Annotated in this window: 10 protein-coding genes; 3 read left to right on the top strand and 7 right to left on the bottom strand. The window is 70.6% G+C overall.

Annotation, left to right across the window (positions count from 1 at the left end):
* Positions 1-9: 9 nt before the first annotated feature.
* Positions 10-2,700 (bottom strand): murein biosynthesis integral membrane protein MurJ, encoded by a 2,691-nt coding sequence (gene murJ, locus ACYVO2_RS02455; RefSeq protein WP_461005854.1) that lies wholly within the window; start codon positions 2,698-2,700, stop codon positions 10-12.
* Positions 2,701-2,743: 43 nt separating this feature from the next.
* Positions 2,744-5,182, bottom strand: a complete 2,439-nt coding sequence (locus ACYVO2_RS02460; protein ID WP_461005855.1) for a DUF6049 family protein — start codon at positions 5,180-5,182, stop codon at positions 2,744-2,746.
* Between the two features lie 405 nt (positions 5,183-5,587).
* Between ACYVO2_RS02460 and ACYVO2_RS02465 the strand changes: the two genes are divergently transcribed.
* The gene (locus tag ACYVO2_RS02465) at positions 5,588-7,021 is read left to right on the top strand and encodes a CCA tRNA nucleotidyltransferase (protein ID WP_461006024.1); all 1,434 of its coding nucleotides are present in this window, start codon (positions 5,588-5,590) and stop codon (positions 7,019-7,021) included.
* A gap of 621 nt (positions 7,022-7,642) precedes the next feature.
* Here the strand turns inward: ACYVO2_RS02465 and ACYVO2_RS02470 are convergent.
* The 4 genes from ACYVO2_RS02470 to ACYVO2_RS02485 form a co-directional block, all read right to left on the bottom strand.
* The gene (locus ACYVO2_RS02470) at positions 7,643-8,209 is read right to left on the bottom strand and encodes an LppU/SCO3897 family protein (protein WP_461005856.1); all 567 of its coding nucleotides are present in this window, start codon (positions 8,207-8,209) and stop codon (positions 7,643-7,645) included.
* Positions 8,210-8,337: 128 nt separating this feature from the next.
* Positions 8,338-9,621 carry an MFS transporter gene (locus ACYVO2_RS02475; protein WP_461005857.1) on the bottom strand — a complete coding sequence of 428 codons (1,284 nt, stop codon included), beginning with the start codon at positions 9,619-9,621 and terminating at the stop codon, positions 8,338-8,340.
* Positions 9,622-9,692: 71 nt separating this feature from the next.
* Positions 9,693-10,775 carry an inositol-3-phosphate synthase gene (locus tag ACYVO2_RS02480; RefSeq protein WP_461005858.1) on the bottom strand — a complete coding sequence of 361 codons (1,083 nt, stop codon included), beginning with the start codon at positions 10,773-10,775 and terminating at the stop codon, positions 9,693-9,695.
* Between the two features lie 45 nt (positions 10,776-10,820).
* Positions 10,821-11,561, bottom strand: a complete 741-nt coding sequence (locus ACYVO2_RS02485; RefSeq protein ID WP_461005859.1) for a PadR family transcriptional regulator — start codon at positions 11,559-11,561, stop codon at positions 10,821-10,823.
* 431 nt (positions 11,562-11,992) lie between these two features.
* On the opposite strand from ACYVO2_RS02485, the gene ACYVO2_RS02490 reads away from it, so the two are divergent.
* Entirely contained in the window at positions 11,993-14,632 is a 2,640-nt protein-coding gene (locus ACYVO2_RS02490; protein ID WP_461005860.1) for a transglycosylase domain-containing protein, read from the top strand.
* A gap of 120 nt (positions 14,633-14,752) precedes the next feature.
* On the opposite strand, the gene ACYVO2_RS02495 is transcribed toward ACYVO2_RS02490, so the two are convergent.
* Entirely contained in the window at positions 14,753-15,205 is a 453-nt protein-coding gene (locus ACYVO2_RS02495; protein ID WP_461005861.1) for a DUF2690 domain-containing protein, read from the bottom strand.
* A 995-nt stretch (positions 15,206-16,200) separates the two neighbouring features.
* Between ACYVO2_RS02495 and ACYVO2_RS02500 the strand changes: the two genes are divergently transcribed.
* Positions 16,201-16,734, top strand: a complete 534-nt coding sequence (locus ACYVO2_RS02500) for a hypothetical protein (RefSeq protein ID WP_461005862.1) — start codon at positions 16,201-16,203, stop codon at positions 16,732-16,734.
* The last annotated feature ends 85 nt before the right edge of the window (positions 16,735-16,819 follow it).

Consider the following 16,819-nt stretch of genomic DNA (forward strand, 5'->3'; position numbering starts at 1 on the left):
AGCCGGAGCCTAGCGTCCCAGTTTTCCGCGCACCATGCCCACCAACGCGGTCATCTCCTCGATGCGCATTCGCTTACCGATCACGAAGAAGAGGGCCAACAGGACGATTCCTCCGGCGATGACGGCGACCAGCGAACCGAGGGCACCGTCGCCGAGGGAGGAGGTGATGAAGGTCGCCGTGACCCAGGCGCCGGCCGCCGACGGCACACAGGCGCCGACCAGACGGGCGTAGGTGCGGGTGATGCGGGCGCCGTCGATGTCGCCGCCGAGCCGGTTGCGCAGCCGCTTGACGGCCACCTGTACGCCGATCAGGTAGGCGATGCCGTACGAGGCGGCCATTCCGGTGACGACCCACTTCGAGGGCAGCACGAGGAAGCACAGGCCGGACAGCGCCGCGGTCGCCGCGGCGACGATGACGGTGTTGAAGAACGGTGTCTTGGTGTCCTCGTAGGCGTAGAAGCCGCGCAGCACCACGTACTGCACGGAGAACGGGATCAGGCCGAGCCCGAACGCCATGAGGATGTAGCCGATGGACTTGGCCCCGGACTCGCCCGCGCTGGAGTACATGAGCGTGGCCATGGGGACGCCGAGGGCCACGAACGAGAACGCGGCGGGCACGATGGCCACGGCCGAGGTGCGCAGGCCGTAGGAGAGGTCGTCGCGGACGGCCTGCGCGTCGCCGTCGGCGGCGGCCCGGGAGATCCGCGGCAGCACCGCGGCCATCACCGAGACGGTGATGATGGCCTGCGGCATGCCCCAGATGAGCTGGGCGTTCTGGTAGGCGGCGATGCCCGCGCCCTGGTTGCCCTCCCGCTCCGCGGTGGCACCCGCCATGGTGGCGAGCTGGGTGACGACCGTCAGGCCCGCCTGGTTGGCGAGCACGAACAGGAACGTCCACTTGGCGAGCTTGGCGGCCTTGCCCAGACCGTGCCCGCGCCAGTCGAACCTGGGCCGGAACTTGAACCCGGCCTCGCGCAGGTAAGGCAGCATCGCCAGCGCCTGCACGGCGAGGCCGAGCAGGGTGCCGATGCCGAGCAGCCGCACCCCCTCGGGCGAGATGCTCTCCGCGCCCATCTCGGTCTCGGAGAAGGAGCCGAAGACCCAGATGAACATGCCGAAGGTGAAGATCACCACGATGTTGTTCAGGACCGGGGTCCACATCATGGCGCCGAACCGGCCGCGGGCGTTGAGGATCTGGCCCATCACCACGTGCACGCCCATGAAGAAGATGGTGGGCAGGCAGTAGCGGGCGAAGGTGACCGCGACCTCGCGTTTGACGTCGTCGTTGGCGATCTCGGGGGACAGCACCTTGATCAGCAGTGGTGCCGCGACCACGGTGACGGCCACGATCAGGGCCAGGACGACCATGACCAGGGTGAGCAGCCGGTTGGCGTACGCGGTGCCGCCGTCCTCGTCGTTCCGCGTGGCGCGCACCAACTGGGGGACGAACACCGAGTTCAGGCCGCCGCCGATGGTGAGGAAGTACACCATCGTCGGGACGGTGTAGGCCACCTGGTAGATGTCGCCGAGGGAGGCGACGCCGATCGCGGCCGCGATCACCAGGGTGCGCAGGAAGCCGGTGATGCGGGACACCATGGTGCCGGCGGCCATCAGGGCGCTGGACTTCAGTATCCCGCCGGCCTTCCCCCCGGCGGAGGACGAGGGAGCGGAGGCCGGCCTGGGCGGCGGTGCGCCCCGGCGCTGGCCTTCCGGCCGCCGGGGCGCGGTGGTCCTGCCGGAGCCCTGGCCCGGCGGGCGCTGGTCTCGCTGGTCCCGCTCGTCGCGGAAGAGGTGCGCGTACGCGTCCGCCCCCCGGCCCTCGGACGTGTTCGACATGAACTCGTCCACGCCGGAGTACGCGTCCGTCTCGCGGTCGCCCTGGGGCATGTGGCGGCTGCCGGGGCCCGGGGGGTCGGTGGCGGGGGCGGGTGCCCACACCCGCGGGTCGGGTGCCGGAGGGTGCTGCTGCTGCTGGTGGTAGTTCGGGTCGTACTGGGGGTGGGGCTGGGGCTGCTGCGGGTACCTGCGGTCGTACAGCGCGGTGGAGAAGGTGTCGGGCACAGGGGGCAACTGCCCGTAGAGGGTGTCCCCAATGTATGTGTCACCGTGCAGGTACGGGTCCTGGGTGTAGGCCGCCTGCTGGTAGTAGCCCTGGTACGGGTCCTGCCAGTAGCCGCCCTGCTGCTGGCCGTAGCCGAGCCGCGGGTCCTCGTAGCCGGGCTGGTGGCCGCCCTGCGGGTAGCCCTGGGCGTACGGGTCCTGGGCGTACGGGTCCTGCTGGTGGCCGCCCTGGGCGTACGGGTCCTGCTGGTAGCCCTGCGCGTACGGGTCCTGCGGGTACTGGCCGGGGGCGTAGCCGTCCTGCGGGTACTGGGCCTGGGCGTAGGGGTCCTGCGCGTACTGGTCCTGCGGGTACTGGCCGGGGGGGTACTGCTCCGGGGGGTACTGGCCCTGCGCGTACTGGTCCTGGGGGTACTGTCCGGGCGGGTACTGCTCGCCGCCGTGGCCGCCCTGGCCGTCGTACTGCTGCCCCTCGTACCGCTGGCCTTCGTACTGCTGGCCTTCGTACTGCTGTCCGTGGCCGTACTGATCCTGTCCGTAACCGTCCTGGGAGTGGCCGCCCCGGTACGGGTCCTGCGGGTGCCCGTGGTTCGGGTAGCCCTCCCGCTGGTCGCGCTCACCCTCATACGGCGCGTTCATGCGGCACCCCTCTTGTCCGGCCAGGTGTAAGCCACGACCCTACTTACCGCTCTACCTTCTCATCCGCGGCCTCCGGTGCCACGTTTTCATCCACGGTGTCCGGAATGGGGTCACCCGACCGTCGCTCGGTGGTGCCGCCCGCGGCGGCGGACCTGGCGCCCTCCCGCGCCTCTGGGTCCTCCTCGGCAACAGCCGCCCCGCCCGTGGCGGCCCCGTCGCCGTTCTCCTCCTCTTCCTCCCCGCCCCCGGGTGTGAGCAGCGCCATGCGCTTGCGCTGCTTGTACATGCGCACCCCGGCCAGCACCAGCAGCCCGAAGCCGACGCCGAGCACCACCAGCACCGTGCCGGTCACCGAGGTGACGTTCACCCGGAACGTCATCGGCTCCCCGTACGGCGTGCCGTCCGCGGTCATCAGTTGCGCCACCACCGTCGCCCGGCCGTTCGCCTTCGCGTGCGTGCCGAACTTGAACGACTTGCGGTGCTGGGCGGCGATCGTCACCTCCTGCTGGTCCAGGGCGACCTCGAAGCGCTGCTTCTGCGTGGAGCGCACCACCAGCACCAGGTCCTGCACCTGCTGGTTGAGGTTGTTCTCCACGGTGACCTGGATCGTCCCGCTGTCGCCGGAGAGCGTCACGTCCGACTTGGGGCGGATGTGCACCGCCTCCCCGAGCCCTTCGAGGTGCTGCTGCACCGAGGTGCGGAACGCCTTCCCGGCCGCGGGCTCGGTGCGCCAGGAGTTCGACATCGAGCGCAGCACGGCCGTGCCGAACGGGGTGACCGCCCGGTCCGTGCGGGAGAGGATCTTCAAGAAGTGCCGGAGGGACGACTGGGTGGCGCGGATCTGCCGGAAGTCCGCGGTGCCCAGCTCCTTCTTGCGCAGCTTCGACGGGTACTCCGCGGCCCGCGGCAGGCTCCGGTCCGCGCCCTCGTCCGGGGCCGTCCTCTCCAGCGCGGCCAGGTCGGCCGACTCGGCCCAGCCGCCGTCCTGAGCCGCGGTGAGCGCCTTGGCCATCGCCTGGGCGGCGCTCGCGGTGGGCCTGCGCTGGGGGGCGACCAGGATGGTGCGCTGGGTGCTCGGCGCCTCCATCGTGATCAGCAACGACTGCGCGAGGAAGTACTGGACGGCGAGCGTGGACCCGCCCGCCGTCGTCATGTCGCCCTCGAAGGCGTCGGAGAGGGGGCCGTCCGCGACGAGGGCAGTCATCCCGCCGCCGATCGGCCGGGGCGAGTCGGGGGTGCGGTTCAGGCTCCCCGAGCCGAGGGCGGAGCTGCTGACGACGATCTCGTCCGCGCGGGCCGCCTTGGCCACGTCCACCACGGAGCGGTCGGCCGCGCCCTCCACCGGCCAGGCGATGTCCGTGCGGGGCCGCACCCCGAGCACGGTCTCGGTGGTCGTGGCGGCGAGCTCGCCGGCGTCCTTCAGGTGCTCCAGCGTGCCGGGGACGAGCCTGCCGTTGTGCGCGATCGACGCGAGGTCGGGGTCGGCGAACGGCAGGGCGATCACCGTGCGGTCCTTGACGGCGGTCTTCAGCTCGCCCAGCCACTGCCTGGCCACCTCGCTGCCGGTGCCCGGGCGGGCGTCCTCGATCGAGCCGTCGTCGCCCGCGACCCGGTAGCCCTTGGCCATGGCTTCCACGGTGGCGAGCAGGTCCGGGTCGACCACCCAGGTCACGGGCAGGTCCTTGCCGACGGCCACCAACTGCTGAAGGCGCCCCCCCGGGGCGAGCTGGGCGGTGAGGTCGTCGTCGCGGAAGACCGGGGTCTGCTGGTCGTCGGACTCGGTCCTGGCGTCCATGTGCGGGCGGTCCACAAGCGGCCACAGCATGGTGACCCTGGTGTGCTCGGTGGCGCCGCGGTCGGGGTACCAGGGCAGGAAGGTGCGCTGGATGCCCAGGATGTGCGGGTAGGCGGCGCTCTTGGTCTGCCCGAGGAGGGTCACGCCGAGCTGGTACACCCCGTTGCCCCGCAGGTTGAGGTCGTCGACCGGGACCCGGAGGGTGAACGGCACGGCGACGCCGCGGCGCAGCGTCGGCAGCTCCGTCCTGATGCCCTGCACCTCGCCGCCGTCTGCCTGCACCACGCTCTTGCGCCCGGCCACCTCGGCGAGGGTGCTGCGGCTGTCGAGCGGCTGCCCGTCGAGGCCGACCCGGACGCCGATGTAGGCGTCGGTGATGGCGGCCCTGCCGTTGTTGACCACCGTGCCGGAGACGGTGAGGGTGTCGCCCTCCTTGGGGACGGCCGGGGTGAGGGAGTTCAGGGAGATCTTGGACGTCTGCGAGGCGGCGTCCGCCGCGACGGGCCCGGCGGGGGCGGTGACGGAGGCCGGGGCGGTGACCGATGCGGGGGCCCCGGCGGGTGCGGCGACGGCGGCGGACGGTGCGATCATGCCGGTGACCAGCAGGCTTCCGGCGAGGGCGGCGGCGGCTCGGCGCAGCCTGGACCGGGCAGGGGTCGTACCGTCGTGACGTGCCGCCTCGCCCACGCGTTCGCCGTCCTCAGATCTGGGGTGTACGCCTTGGAATTACGCCTTGGAATGGTAACGATGTGCGGGCCGGGAAAGTGCTGCCAGGTGGACCCAAGATCGCCGCCACACAGTCCCTGCACAGAACCCGCGCGCCGGGCTCCGGCGCTCCCCGGCTCCCCGTCGGCGGCGGCGCCGCCTCGTTCGGCCGAGGGCCCCCTCCCCGGCCCTGGACACGCGTTCCCCCGCTCCCCGCGCCACGTGGCCCCCGGCAAACCGGGAAGCCGCCGCGCGGCCCGCCACGTACCCTCTTCTTTTGTGCCGAACGCCAACCATGACAGCCGTACCCCGCAGCGACCCTCCGCCGCGCAGGAGCGGGCAGCGCAGCAGGCCGGGCCCGGGCAGAGCACCCCGGCCCAGTCCGCGCTGAGCCACGTGCAGCGCCGCGCGGTGAGCGAGCTGCTGCGGGTCTCCCCCGTCGCCGACGACCTCGCCCGCAGATTCGAGGAGGCGGGCCACCACCTGGCCCTCGTCGGGGGCTCGGTGCGGGACGCGCTGCTCGGCAGGCTCGGCAACGACCTGGACTTCACCACGGACGCCCGGCCCGAGCAGGTGCTGCGGATCGTGCGGCCGTGGGCGGACGCGGTCTGGGAGGTCGGCATCGCCTTCGGCACCGTCGGCTGCCGCAAGGCGTCCGGTGGCCAGAGCTTCCAGATCGAGGTCACCACCTACCGCTCCGAGGCGTACGACCGCACCTCGCGCAAGCCGGAGGTCTCCTACGGCGACCGCATCGAGGACGACCTGGTCCGCCGCGACTTCACCGTCAACGCGATGGCGGTGGCCCTGCCCGCCAAGACGTTCATCGACCCGTACGGGGGCCTGGAGGACCTGGCCAAGCGGGTGCTGCGCACACCCGGCACCCCGCAGGAGTCGTTCTCCGACGACCCGCTGCGGATGATGCGGGCCGCGCGCTTCGCCGCCCAGCTCGACTTCGACGTGGCGCCCGAGGTGCAGGCGGCGATGACGGACATGGCCGAGCGCATCGACATCGTCTCGGCGGAGCGGGTGCGGGACGAGCTGAACAAGCTGGTCCTCTCCCCGCGCCCCCGCAAGGGCCTGCACCTGCTGGTGGATACCGGGCTCGCCGCGCGGGTGCTGCCGGAGCTCCCGGCGCTGCGCCTGGAGCGGGACGAGCACCACCGGCACAAGGACGTCTACGAGCACTCCCTGACCGTGCTGGAGCAGGCGATGGACCTGGAGGAGCCCGGCGCCGAGCCCGACCTGGTGCTGCGGCTCGCGGCCCTGCTGCACGACATCGGCAAGCCGAGGACGCGGCGGTTCGAGCCGGACGGGCGGGTGTCGTTCCACCACCACGAGGTGGTCGGGGCGAAGATGACCAAGTCCCGGCTGACCAAGCTCAAGTACCCGAACGACCTGGTCAAGGACGTGTCCCGGCTGGTGGAGCTGCATCTGCGTTTCCACGGCTACGGGACGGGCGAGTGGACGGACTCGGCGGTGCGGCGCTATGTGCGCGACGCCGGCCCGCTGCTGGACCGGCTGCACAAGCTGACCCGCTCGGACTGCACCACGCGCAACCGCCGCAAGGCCGTGGCGCTGTCGCGGGCGTACGACGGCCTGGAGGAGCGCATCGCGCGGCTGAAGGAGCAGGAGGAGCTGGACGCGATCCGTCCGGACCTGAACGGCAACGAGATCATGGAGCTCCTCGGCGTGCGGCCGGGCCCGGTGGTCGGCCGCGCCTACCAGCACCTGATGGAGCTGCGCCTGGAGAAGGGCCCGCTGGGCCGCGAGGCGGCGGTGGCGGCGCTGAAGGAGTGGTGGGCGGAGCAGGAGAGGCTTTGATTCAGAAGCCATAGGGCTGCTGTACGGCTGAGACAGCACCCCTATGGCCCTGCGTTACTTGCGCGTGGCAGCCGATTTATTCTGGGCGAATTCTGGCTACCTCTTTTGTATGGTCCCGCCGGGGCCATTGGGGTCCATGTACGGGGTGGTGCTGGGGCAAACCTTGCTGGACGACTCACCTGCGCTCGCCCATGCCCCATAGTGGAGATACCAGACCTGGGAATCCGGCGACGAACCGCAGGCGATGACAACCCGGTGGTACCCGCTGCCGCTGGTGCAGTGGGAAGCGGCTCCGGCGGGAGTTGACCACCTGTTCGTGACGGTACAGCCGGTAGGCGCGGCGTTGGCGGTGCTGGGCATCACGGTCGCCGAAGCCAGCACGACCGCTGCGATACCGAAGGCGTATCCGACCTTCCTCACGCATCCTCCTCGGATTGATGGACCGATCGGAATCTACCCCTGCTGTAAGGCGGGCCATGTACCACGTCTTGTGACATGGCTCACGCGTTTCTGTGGTTTGGATTGCCGCTGCGTACCAGTTCTACTCTGCTGCGTTGCAGATGTAGTGATTCATGACCGTGGTGGCATTCCGGACGAAATGCCACCACGGTCGGATGCCTCCTACTTCGGGTCTCCGAGGCAGAGGACGAAGGAATCGCCGCCCACCTTCTGGAAGTAGTAAGCGCCATTCCAGCCATCGACCGACTGGCACGACAGATTTCCGAGCGTAGTGTCCTTCACCTTCTTCAGGACCTTCGCCTGGGCCGCGGAGTCAGTACAGTCCACGATCTTGATGTCGGGGTCGCTGTCGCTGCCCTTGTTCTGAATGCACTCCCCGACCTTCGCCGACTCCGCCGCCGTGTCGCCGAAGCCGCCCGCGAGCCAGCTCACGCCCGCCACGACCAGGCCGATGGCCGGGACGAGGAAGCTGATGATCTGCTTCTTGCTCCGGCGGGGGCGCTGCGGGGCCGGCGGCGGGAAGCCGCCCGGGCCGCCGGGGCCGCCCTGGTTGAAGTACGGCGACGGCGGCGGGGTGCCCTGGAAGCCCGGCCCGGGCTGCGGCTGCGGCTGGCCCTGCGCGTACGGGTTGCCGTCCTGCGGGTGGGGCGGCGGGGACTGCGCGAAGGGGTTGCCGCCCTGCGGCTGGGCGTACGGGTTGCCGGTGTGCGGCGGAGGAGGCGTGCTCATGTGGGGGTTCCCTCGTTGTGTGGTGCTGCTCGCAGGAATCGAATCGAGCCACGCACGTTAGCGGGTGCCACGGACACCACCGCAAACACTTTCGTAACAGGCCTGCTCCAATGCGCCCGTAAGCCGTGTCAAACCCGGGCAAACGGGTGGTGCCGGGTCGCACCCGCGTACGCCATCGCCGTCAGCCCGTAGAGAACGGCCAGCACCATCAGCAACCCGGGCGAGCGGCCGTCCGCGGGCAGCACCGCCGCGGCGAAGGCCGCCGACGCCACGAAGGAGACGTTGAAGAGCATGTCGTAGAGGGCGAAGACCCGCCCCCGGTACGCGTCGTCCACCGAGCCCTGCACCACGGTGTCCGCGGAGATCTTCGCGCCCTGGGTGACCACGCCGAGCACGAACGCCGCCACCAGCAGCGGCCCCGCCCGGAACGGCAGCCCGAGCGCGGGCTCCAGCACCGCCGCCGCGGCCGCGCACATGGTGATCCAGCCGGTCACCCCCACCCGCCGGGTCGCCCACGGCGTCACCAGCGCCGCCGTGAAGAACCCCGCCCCGGAGCAGGCGACGGCGAGCCCGAGCAGCGCCAGCCCGTCCCCCGCGCCGCCGTCGAAGGTGTACCGGCACAGCATCAGCACGGACACCGTCAGCGCCCCGTAGCAGAACCGCATCGCCGCCATCGCCGCGAGCGCGTGCGCGGCGGGCCTGCGCGCGGCCAGGTGCCGCAGCCCCGCCGCCAGGCCCCGCAGCGCCTCGGCGACGGCCGTCCGCAGCCTGGGCCTGCCGTCCTCCGGGTCGGGCCCGAGCAGATCGGCGTGGATTCGCCTGGCGGCCAGCGCGGCGCACAGGTACAGCCCGGCGCCCACCAGCACCACGGCGGCGTCCGCGGCCGCGCCCCGGTCCAGCACCAGCGAGACCACCAGGCCCACGCCGGCGCCGCAGGTGGCCGCGACCGTGCCCGCGGTGGGCGAGACCGCGTTGGCCATGACCAGCTCCCGCCCGGGCACCACCCGGGGCAGCGCGGCGGACAGGCCCGCGAGCACGAAGCGGTTGACGGCGGTGACCGACAGCGCGGAGGCGTAGAACAGCCAGTCCGGCACCCGGGCCAGGATCAGCGCCGCGGTGACGGTGGCCAGCACCGCCCGCGCGGCGTTGCCGTACAGCAGCGCCTGGCGGCGCCGCCAGCGGTCGAGCAGGACGCCGGCGAACGGGCCGAGCAGCGAGTACGGCAGCAGCAGCACCGCCATCGTGGAGGCGATGGCGGCGGCCGACGTCTGCTTCTCGGGCGAGAAGACCACGTACGCGGCGAGCGCGACCTGGTAGACGCCGTCGGCGCCCTGCGAGAGCAGGCGCACCGCGAACAGCCTCCGGAAGTCGCGCAGCCGCAGCAGCTCGGCCAGATCGCGCAGGTAGGACACGTCGCCAAGCCTGACACGGCACGGCGCGGGCCCCCGCACCGCGGGGGCCCGCGCCCGTGATGTCCCTCAGGTCAGCGCTCGACCTCGCCGCGGATGAACCTCTCCACGTTCTCCCGCGCCTCGTCGTCGAAGTACTGCACCGGCGGGGACTTCATGAAGTAGGACGACGCCGACAGGATCGGGCCGCCGACGCCGCGGTCCTTGGCGATCTTCGCCGCGCGCAGCGCGTCGATGATCACACCCGCGGAGTTCGGGGAGTCCCACACCTCGAGCTTGTACTCCAGGTTCAGCGGGACGTCGCCGAAGGCCCGGCCCTCCAGGCGGACGTACGCCCACTTGCGGTCGTCCAGCCAGGCCACGTAGTCCGACGGGCCGATGTGCACATTGCGCTCACCCAGGTCCCGGTCGGGGATCTGGGAGGTGACGGCCTGGGTCTTGGAGATCTTCTTCGACTCCAGGCGGTCGCGCTCGAGCATGTTCTTGAAGTCCATGTTGCCGCCGACGTTGAGCTGCATCGTGCGGTCCAGGATCACGCCCCGGTCCTCGAACAGCTTCGCCATCACACGGTGGGTGATGGTGGCGCCCACCTGCGACTTGATGTCGTCGCCGACGATCGGCACACCGGCGGCGGTGAACTTGTCCGCCCACTCCTTGGTGCCGGCGATGAACACCGGGAGGGCGTTGACGAAGGCGACCTTCGCGTCGATGGCGCACTGGGCGTAGAAGCGGGCGGCGTCCTCGGAGCCGACCGGCAGGTAGCACACCAGCACGTCCACCTGGCGGTCCCGGAGCACCTGGACGACGTCCACGGGCTCGTCGGTGGACTCCTCGATGGTCTCCCGGTAGTACTTGCCCAGGCCGTCGAGGGTGTGGCCGCGCTGCACGGTCACGCCCGTCGGCGGCACGTCGCAGATCTTGATGGTGTTGTTCTCGCTGGCCGTGATGGCGTGCGCGAGGTCCTGCCCGACCTTCTTCGCGTCCACGTCGAACGCGGCCACGAACTCGATGTCGGCCACGTGGTACTCGCCGAAGCGCACGTGCATCAGGCCGGGCACGCGGCTGTCCGGGTCGGCGTCCTTGTAGTACTCGACGCCCTGCACCAGCGACGCGGCGCAGTTGCCGACGCCGACGATGGCTACGCGAACCGAACCCATTCCGGTTGCTCCCTGTGTTCTCGTCAGACCCGCGCGGAGCGGGCCTTACTCGGTGGTGTCGGACGGGTCCGGGCCGGTGAACCGGTCCCGGGCCGTGCCGCCCGTGTCTGCCTTGTTGGTCGGCGACCCGTGGTGCGGGTCGCCGCTCGTCGCGGTGTGCGCGGATCCGCGGTGGTCCCCGGCGTCCCCCGTACGCCGGCCCTGCTCCGCGGCCAGCCGGGCCTCACGCCCGGCCCGCTCCGTCTCGATGAGCTCGTTGAGCCAGCGCACCTCGCGCTCCACCGACTCCATTCCGTGCCGCTGGAGCTCGAGCGTGTACTCGTCGAGCCGCTCACGGGTGCGGGCGAGGGAGGCGCGCATCTTCTCCAGGCGCTCCTCGAGACGGCTGCGCCGCCCCTCCAGCACGCGCATGCGCACGTGCCTGTCCGTCTGGCCGAAGAACGCGAAGCGCACTCCGAAGTGCTCGTCCTCCCAGGTGTCCGGCCCGGAGACGGCGAGGAGCTCCTCGAAGTGCTCCTTGCCCTCCGGGGTCAGCCGGTAGACGATCTTCGCCCGCCTGCCCGAGAGGGGCGCGGCGGCGTGGGCCTCCGGGTTCGGGCTGTCCTCCTCGGTCAACCATCCCTTGGAGACCAGCGTCTTCAGGCAGGGGTAGAGGGTTCCGTAGCTGAACGCCCGGAACGTTCCCAGCAGGACGTTGAGCCGCTTGCGCAGCTCGTACCCGTGCATGGGGGACTCCCGCAGCAGTCCGAGAATCGCGAACTCGAGCATGTCCGACCTTCTGCTCATGGTCCGCATCCTCCTCTCCCGCTGCCGCCACTCCACCGCCGAAGCGCCGCCTTCCGGAGCCCTTCGTGGCGCCGGTACCGCGGAGTGTTCCGCTCCGATGTATCGACTCGATACATCTGGACGATAGAACGGTGATCAGCGTGTGGCAAGAGGGAGGTAAAAGAGGCCGCGGTGAAGGGCATCACAAGGAAGTTCACAAGGGGACATCTGACTGTTGCGCGAAACTTGCCCTCATCTGGGGGGTTTTGGAGCTGCGTACTCTGTGCTGATGCAGCACGGAGACCCCCGGAACCATGGGACGCTTCAGGTCGCCCTCGTTCCCCGTGCGGACAGGACGGAATGTCCGGCACGGCCGGGGGACCGGCGCCGGGGGGTCCGGATGACAACTGCCGCCTTCAGGCGTTAACGCCTGGCCGAGGAGTACCTGGAGCATGAGCGAGCACCGTCGGAAGCCGCCTGGGCCGCAGAGCGGCGGACGAGCCGCAGCGCGGCGAGGAGCGCAGCCGCCGTCCGGCAGGCGCGCGGCACCGACTCACGGAGCCGAGGGCCACCACGGCGTGACAGCACACGGTACGGGATCCCACTCGCCCGCGCCGCCGGGCGATCGTCCGCCCGGCGACCGGCCGCCCGGCGGACGGGCCGCGGCACGCCGGGCCGCCCAGGGGCGCGCCGCCCGGCGCAGGGGCGCGGCGGGCGCCGCGGGGGGCGGGCCGGTGGCGAAGACCGGCTTCAAGCGCTTCATCGACTACCCGCGCACCGGCAAGTCGGGCGTCAAGCGCTGGCTGCCCTCGTGGCGGCTGGTGCTGGGGATGTTCGTGGCCTTCCTGGGCAGCATGGTGGCCGTCTTCTTCATCGGCCTGTCGCTGGTGGCCGTCCCCGACGAGGCCAAGGCCGCCGCCACCCAGCAGAGCAACGTCTACTACTGGTCCGACGGCACGGTGATGGGGCACCGGGGGGAGACCAACCGGCAGAACGTGGATCTGAAGGAGATCTCGATCCACATGCAGAACGCGGTGATCGCCGCGGAGAACGCCTCCTTCTGGACGGACCCGGGCATCGACCCCAAGGGCATCGCCCGTGCCATGTTCAACATGGCCACCGGCGGTGACACCCAGGGCGGTTCGACGATCACCCAGCAGTACGTGAAGAACACCTACCTGGACCAGTCCCAGACGGTGAGCCGCAAGGTCAAGGAGATGTTCATCTCCATCAAGGTGGGCAGCACCCAGAAGAAGGAGGACATCCTCCAGGGGTACCTGAACACCGCGTGGTACGGCCGCGGCGCGTACGGCATCCAGGCCGCCGCGCAGGCGTACTACCACAAGGACGCCAAGGACCTGAACGCCAACGAGAGCGCGTTCCTCACCGCCCTGCTGAAGAACGCCAACCTGTACAACCCGGACGGCGGCGAGGGCACCTACGCCACCCCGGAGCAGAACCGCAAGCGGGCCATCGGCCGGTGGAACGACGTCCTGGACGCGATGGTCGCCAACGACTACCTGAAGCAGTCCGAGCGGGACGCCTACAAGTTCCCCGAGCCGAAGAAGCGCCAGGTCGAGGAGGGCCAGGGCGGCCAGATCGGCTACCTGATGGACACCGCCGAGCGGTACGTGCTGAAGGCGGCCAAGCCGGAGCTCACCAAGAAGGACCTGGAGCGAGGCGGCTACCGGATCTACACCACGTTCGAGAAGGACAAGGTGCAGGATCTGGTCGAGGCGGTCAGGGACGTCGAGAAGGAGCACATCGACCCGCAGAAGCGTCCGGAGGCGGACAAGTTCGTGCAGTTCGGCGCGGCGTCCGTGGTGCCGGGCGACGGGCGGATCGTCGCCATCTACGGCGGTGACGGCTACGACAAGGGCCACTTCGCCAACAACGCCGACACCCAGGGCGTGCCGGTCGGCTCGACCTGGAAGCCGTTCGTGCTGGCCGCGGCGATGGAGGAGGGCACCTACAAGACGAACGGCCAGCCCCTGTCGCCCGAGAGCAAGTACGTCGCGAACGACAACCAGATCATCTACGACCACAACGGCCAGCCGGTTCCCGACGGGAAGGGGCAGCCCTTCCGCCAGCAGAACGAGGACCCGACGATCTCCGGCCCCATCACCCTGCGCAAGGCGATGGAGAAGTCCGTGAACACCCCGTTCGTGCAGCTCGGCATGGACGTCGGTATGGACAAGGTGCGCAAAATGGCCGAGGACGCGGGCATCTCCGAGGAGAGCATGGCCGACCTGAACGCCTCGTTCGCCCTCGGCACCTCGACCCCGAGCGCCATCCGGATGGCCGACTCCTACGGCACCTTCGCCGCCCACGGCGAGCAGGTGGACCCGTACTCGGTGACGAAGGTCCTCAAGTCCGGCCGCGAGCTGGACGGCTTCGACAAGCCGCGGACCCGGCTGGCGATGGACGACGACGTGGCGGACACCGTGACCGACGTCCTGACGGACGTGGTCGAGAAGGGCACCGGCACCAACGCCCTGGAGCTCGGGCGCCCGGCCGCGGGCAAGACCGGTACCACGGACGACAACCTGTCGGCGTGGTTCGTCGGCTACACCCCGCAGTTGTCCACGGCGGTCGGCATGTTCCGCGAGGATCCGAACAACGCCAAGCTGCTGTCGATGAAGGGCGTCGGCGGCTTCGACTCCATTCACGGTGGTGACGTCCCCACCAAGGTCTGGACCGAGTACATGAAGGCCGCGCTCAAGGGCGAGCCGATCGAGGAGTTCACCAAGCCCGGCCCGCTCGGCACCATCGCGGACGGCACGGGCGTGCCCAAGCCGAAGACGTCCTCCAGCGAGCCGGAGGCGGAGGAGTCCGAGGTGGAGGAGTCCGAGTCCGCGTCGGCGCCGCCGTCCTCCTCGGCGCCGCCGTCCTCCTCCCCGCCCTCGTCCAGCCCGCCGCCGTCGGACCCGAACTGCATCCCGGGCATCAACTGCGACGACGACGGGGGCAGCGACAACGGCGGATCCGACGGCGGGGGCGGCGGCCCCGGCGGCGGGGATCCCGGCTCCTCCTCCTCGTCGTCCTCCAGCCAACCACCGGGCTGGTTCAACGGCGGCAGGGGGAACGAGTAGCCGCCGCGCCCACGACGGCGAGGCACCCTCCTGAGGCCCCGGCGCGCACCCCGCGCGCCGGGGCCTCGGCGTTCCTGCGGCGAGGGCGCACCGCGGCGGCAGGCACCGCCGCGGTGGGCTCTAGAAGAAGCCGCTGCACTCGACGTCGTTGACGTCGGAGAGACAGACCCGGTAGTAGTAGCTGCCGCCGCCGAGCATGTTGGTCCAGTCCGAGCCGTCCTTGGGGATCACGACGGACAGGCTCTTCCGCACGGGACTGCTGGTGCTGGGCGAGGCGCGCTGCTCGATGTGCGCGAACCTCTCATACCACTCGGAGCCCGTGGCGATGTCCGTCCCGCGGGCCCAGCCCGCCATGCACGTGTTGGACCAGCGCAGCTCCACCTTGTGGTCCCCGTTGTTCACCGTCTTCACCGTCCGGGCGTCGTCGGCGCAGGAGGTGGCCTGCGGCCCCTTGTTGTCGCACGAGGTGCCGTAGCAGGACGCCGCGTACGAGGTGCCCGACAGCGGCACCAGGCTGACGCACACGGCGGCCGCCGCCACACCCGCGGCCTTCACTCTGTTCTTGAGGCGCATGAGGGATTCCCTTCACGAAAAGGTGGGTTGTCCGGGCGCATTGCTCGGCGGACCGGAGAAACGAGAGGCGCCGACGGTTTCCGTGCGCCTCGATCGTTGACGTCCCGGACGCTAGCAGCCGCAGAGTTCCAGGGTCCAGATCCTCGAAAAGGGAATCCAGGGACCGGGAATTCCTCTGCGGAGCTGCGGTTTTCTTCGGGCGGAGTGCCGATTCCTCGCCGCAAACGTGACCGTGCTCACAGCCGCCGGCCTTCGGTGCTTTCGCCGGCTGTCTGCTTGCGGAAGAAAAAGTGCAGGTCAGGAAGGTTTCGAAAGAGTGCGCCGGCGACCTCGTTCCAGTGCTGAGTCATTCTCGGCCACCCGGAGTCTCGATCTTTCGTCGGCACCCCGTCCCTTGGTTCACGCTATGTCCAAGTTTCATACCTACAAGGAAGAAGTTAAATCACAAACCACCTACGATCGTTCGGTATGTTGTCTGGGTTGTAGCGGCAGGTCAACGACAATTTCTGGTCCGGCGGCGGCAGGCTCATCGGTCGGCTGACCAAAACAAGCCTGTCCCCCGACCTGACCGCCGGGATACTTTCCACTGGCAAGCGAAATACGAGGCGCGGCGCCGGGTAATTCCCGTGGCCCGGCGGCGCGCCTTGGCCACCGGCGCGTTCCGGTAATGAAGTGCCATTCATTCGGCCGCGGCGAGGCGGTAAATGCACGCGCGCGCCACCGGCCGCCAAATCCCGAAACCCGTCCGCCCGATTCCGCACCCTGTCCACCGGCTCCCTCGCGGCCGGGCCCGCCCCACGCTCACCGGCGCGCCTCCCGCGGAGTCGGTTTTTCCGTGCGCGGCGTGGCCGCTCGGCCGGCCCCCCGCCCGGCCCGTACACCGGTCCCGGGGTTCGCCGCGCACGACCGCCCTTGCGCACGGCACCACCCGCACCGCACCACCCGCACCGTTCCCGTGCGCGGCACGCTGCGTGCCGCGCCCAAGGAGGCACATCGTGAAGCGTCCCGCCTCGGTACTGGCCGTCTCCGCCGCGGCCGTAGCACTGCTGGGCACCCCCGCTCAGGGGGCCGTCACGGCCCCCGCCGCGGAGAGCTGCGCCACTGCCGCGGGCAACACCACCGTCCTCGACCTCCCCGGCGCCAAACCCGACACGCTGATCGGCACCGACGTCTGCTCCGTCGTCTCCGGCGGCCGGATCCGCGCCGAGGTGACCGTGCGCTGGCAGATCGTGGACGACCAGGTGATCGACCGCAGCACCCGGTTCACGTCGTTCAGGGTCACCAGCCGCCTGGAGCACCGCGGCGAGCCGGCCGGGGCGGACACCGTGGCCGCGACTGCCGTGTGCGACCTGACCGAGCAGCTCAACGCCGCCTACGCGAACAGCGTCGGCGTCACCTGCTCCTCCCCCGCCGCGGCGTTCGACGCCGACCTGTGGTGGTCGGGGGACGCCACGGTCGTCTACGACCTCGCCGACGACGGCAAGGGCCCCATCACCTGGCAGCTCACCGGCTCCCCGCTGACCGGCTGACTCGGCCCGCCACCGACGCCCTCCCGCGCCCGAGCGCCCGGAGGGAGCGCGCTCCCGACCGCACCCGGCCCGCCGCCGGTTCCGC

The sequence above is a fragment of the Streptomyces capparidis genome (assembly GCF_054782095.1).

Excerpts from the sequence above, each read along its gene's own strand:
- murJ (WP_461005854.1), bottom strand. The coding sequence starts at position 2,700 with ATGAACGCGCCGTATGAGGGTGAGCGCGACCAGCGGGAGGGCTACCCG.
- ACYVO2_RS02470 (WP_461005856.1), bottom strand. The coding sequence starts at position 8,209 with ATGAGCACGCCTCCTCCGCCGCACACCGGCAACCCGTACGCCCAGCCG.
- ACYVO2_RS02480 (WP_461005858.1), bottom strand. The coding sequence starts at position 10,775 with ATGGGTTCGGTTCGCGTAGCCATCGTCGGCGTCGGCAACTGCGCCGCG.
- ACYVO2_RS02485 (WP_461005859.1), bottom strand. The coding sequence starts at position 11,561 with ATGAGCAGAAGGTCGGACATGCTCGAGTTCGCGATTCTCGGACTGCTG.
- ACYVO2_RS02490 (WP_461005860.1), top strand. The coding sequence starts at position 11,993 with ATGAGCGAGCACCGTCGGAAGCCGCCTGGGCCGCAGAGCGGCGGACGA.
- ACYVO2_RS02495 (WP_461005861.1), bottom strand. The coding sequence starts at position 15,205 with ATGCGCCTCAAGAACAGAGTGAAGGCCGCGGGTGTGGCGGCGGCCGCC.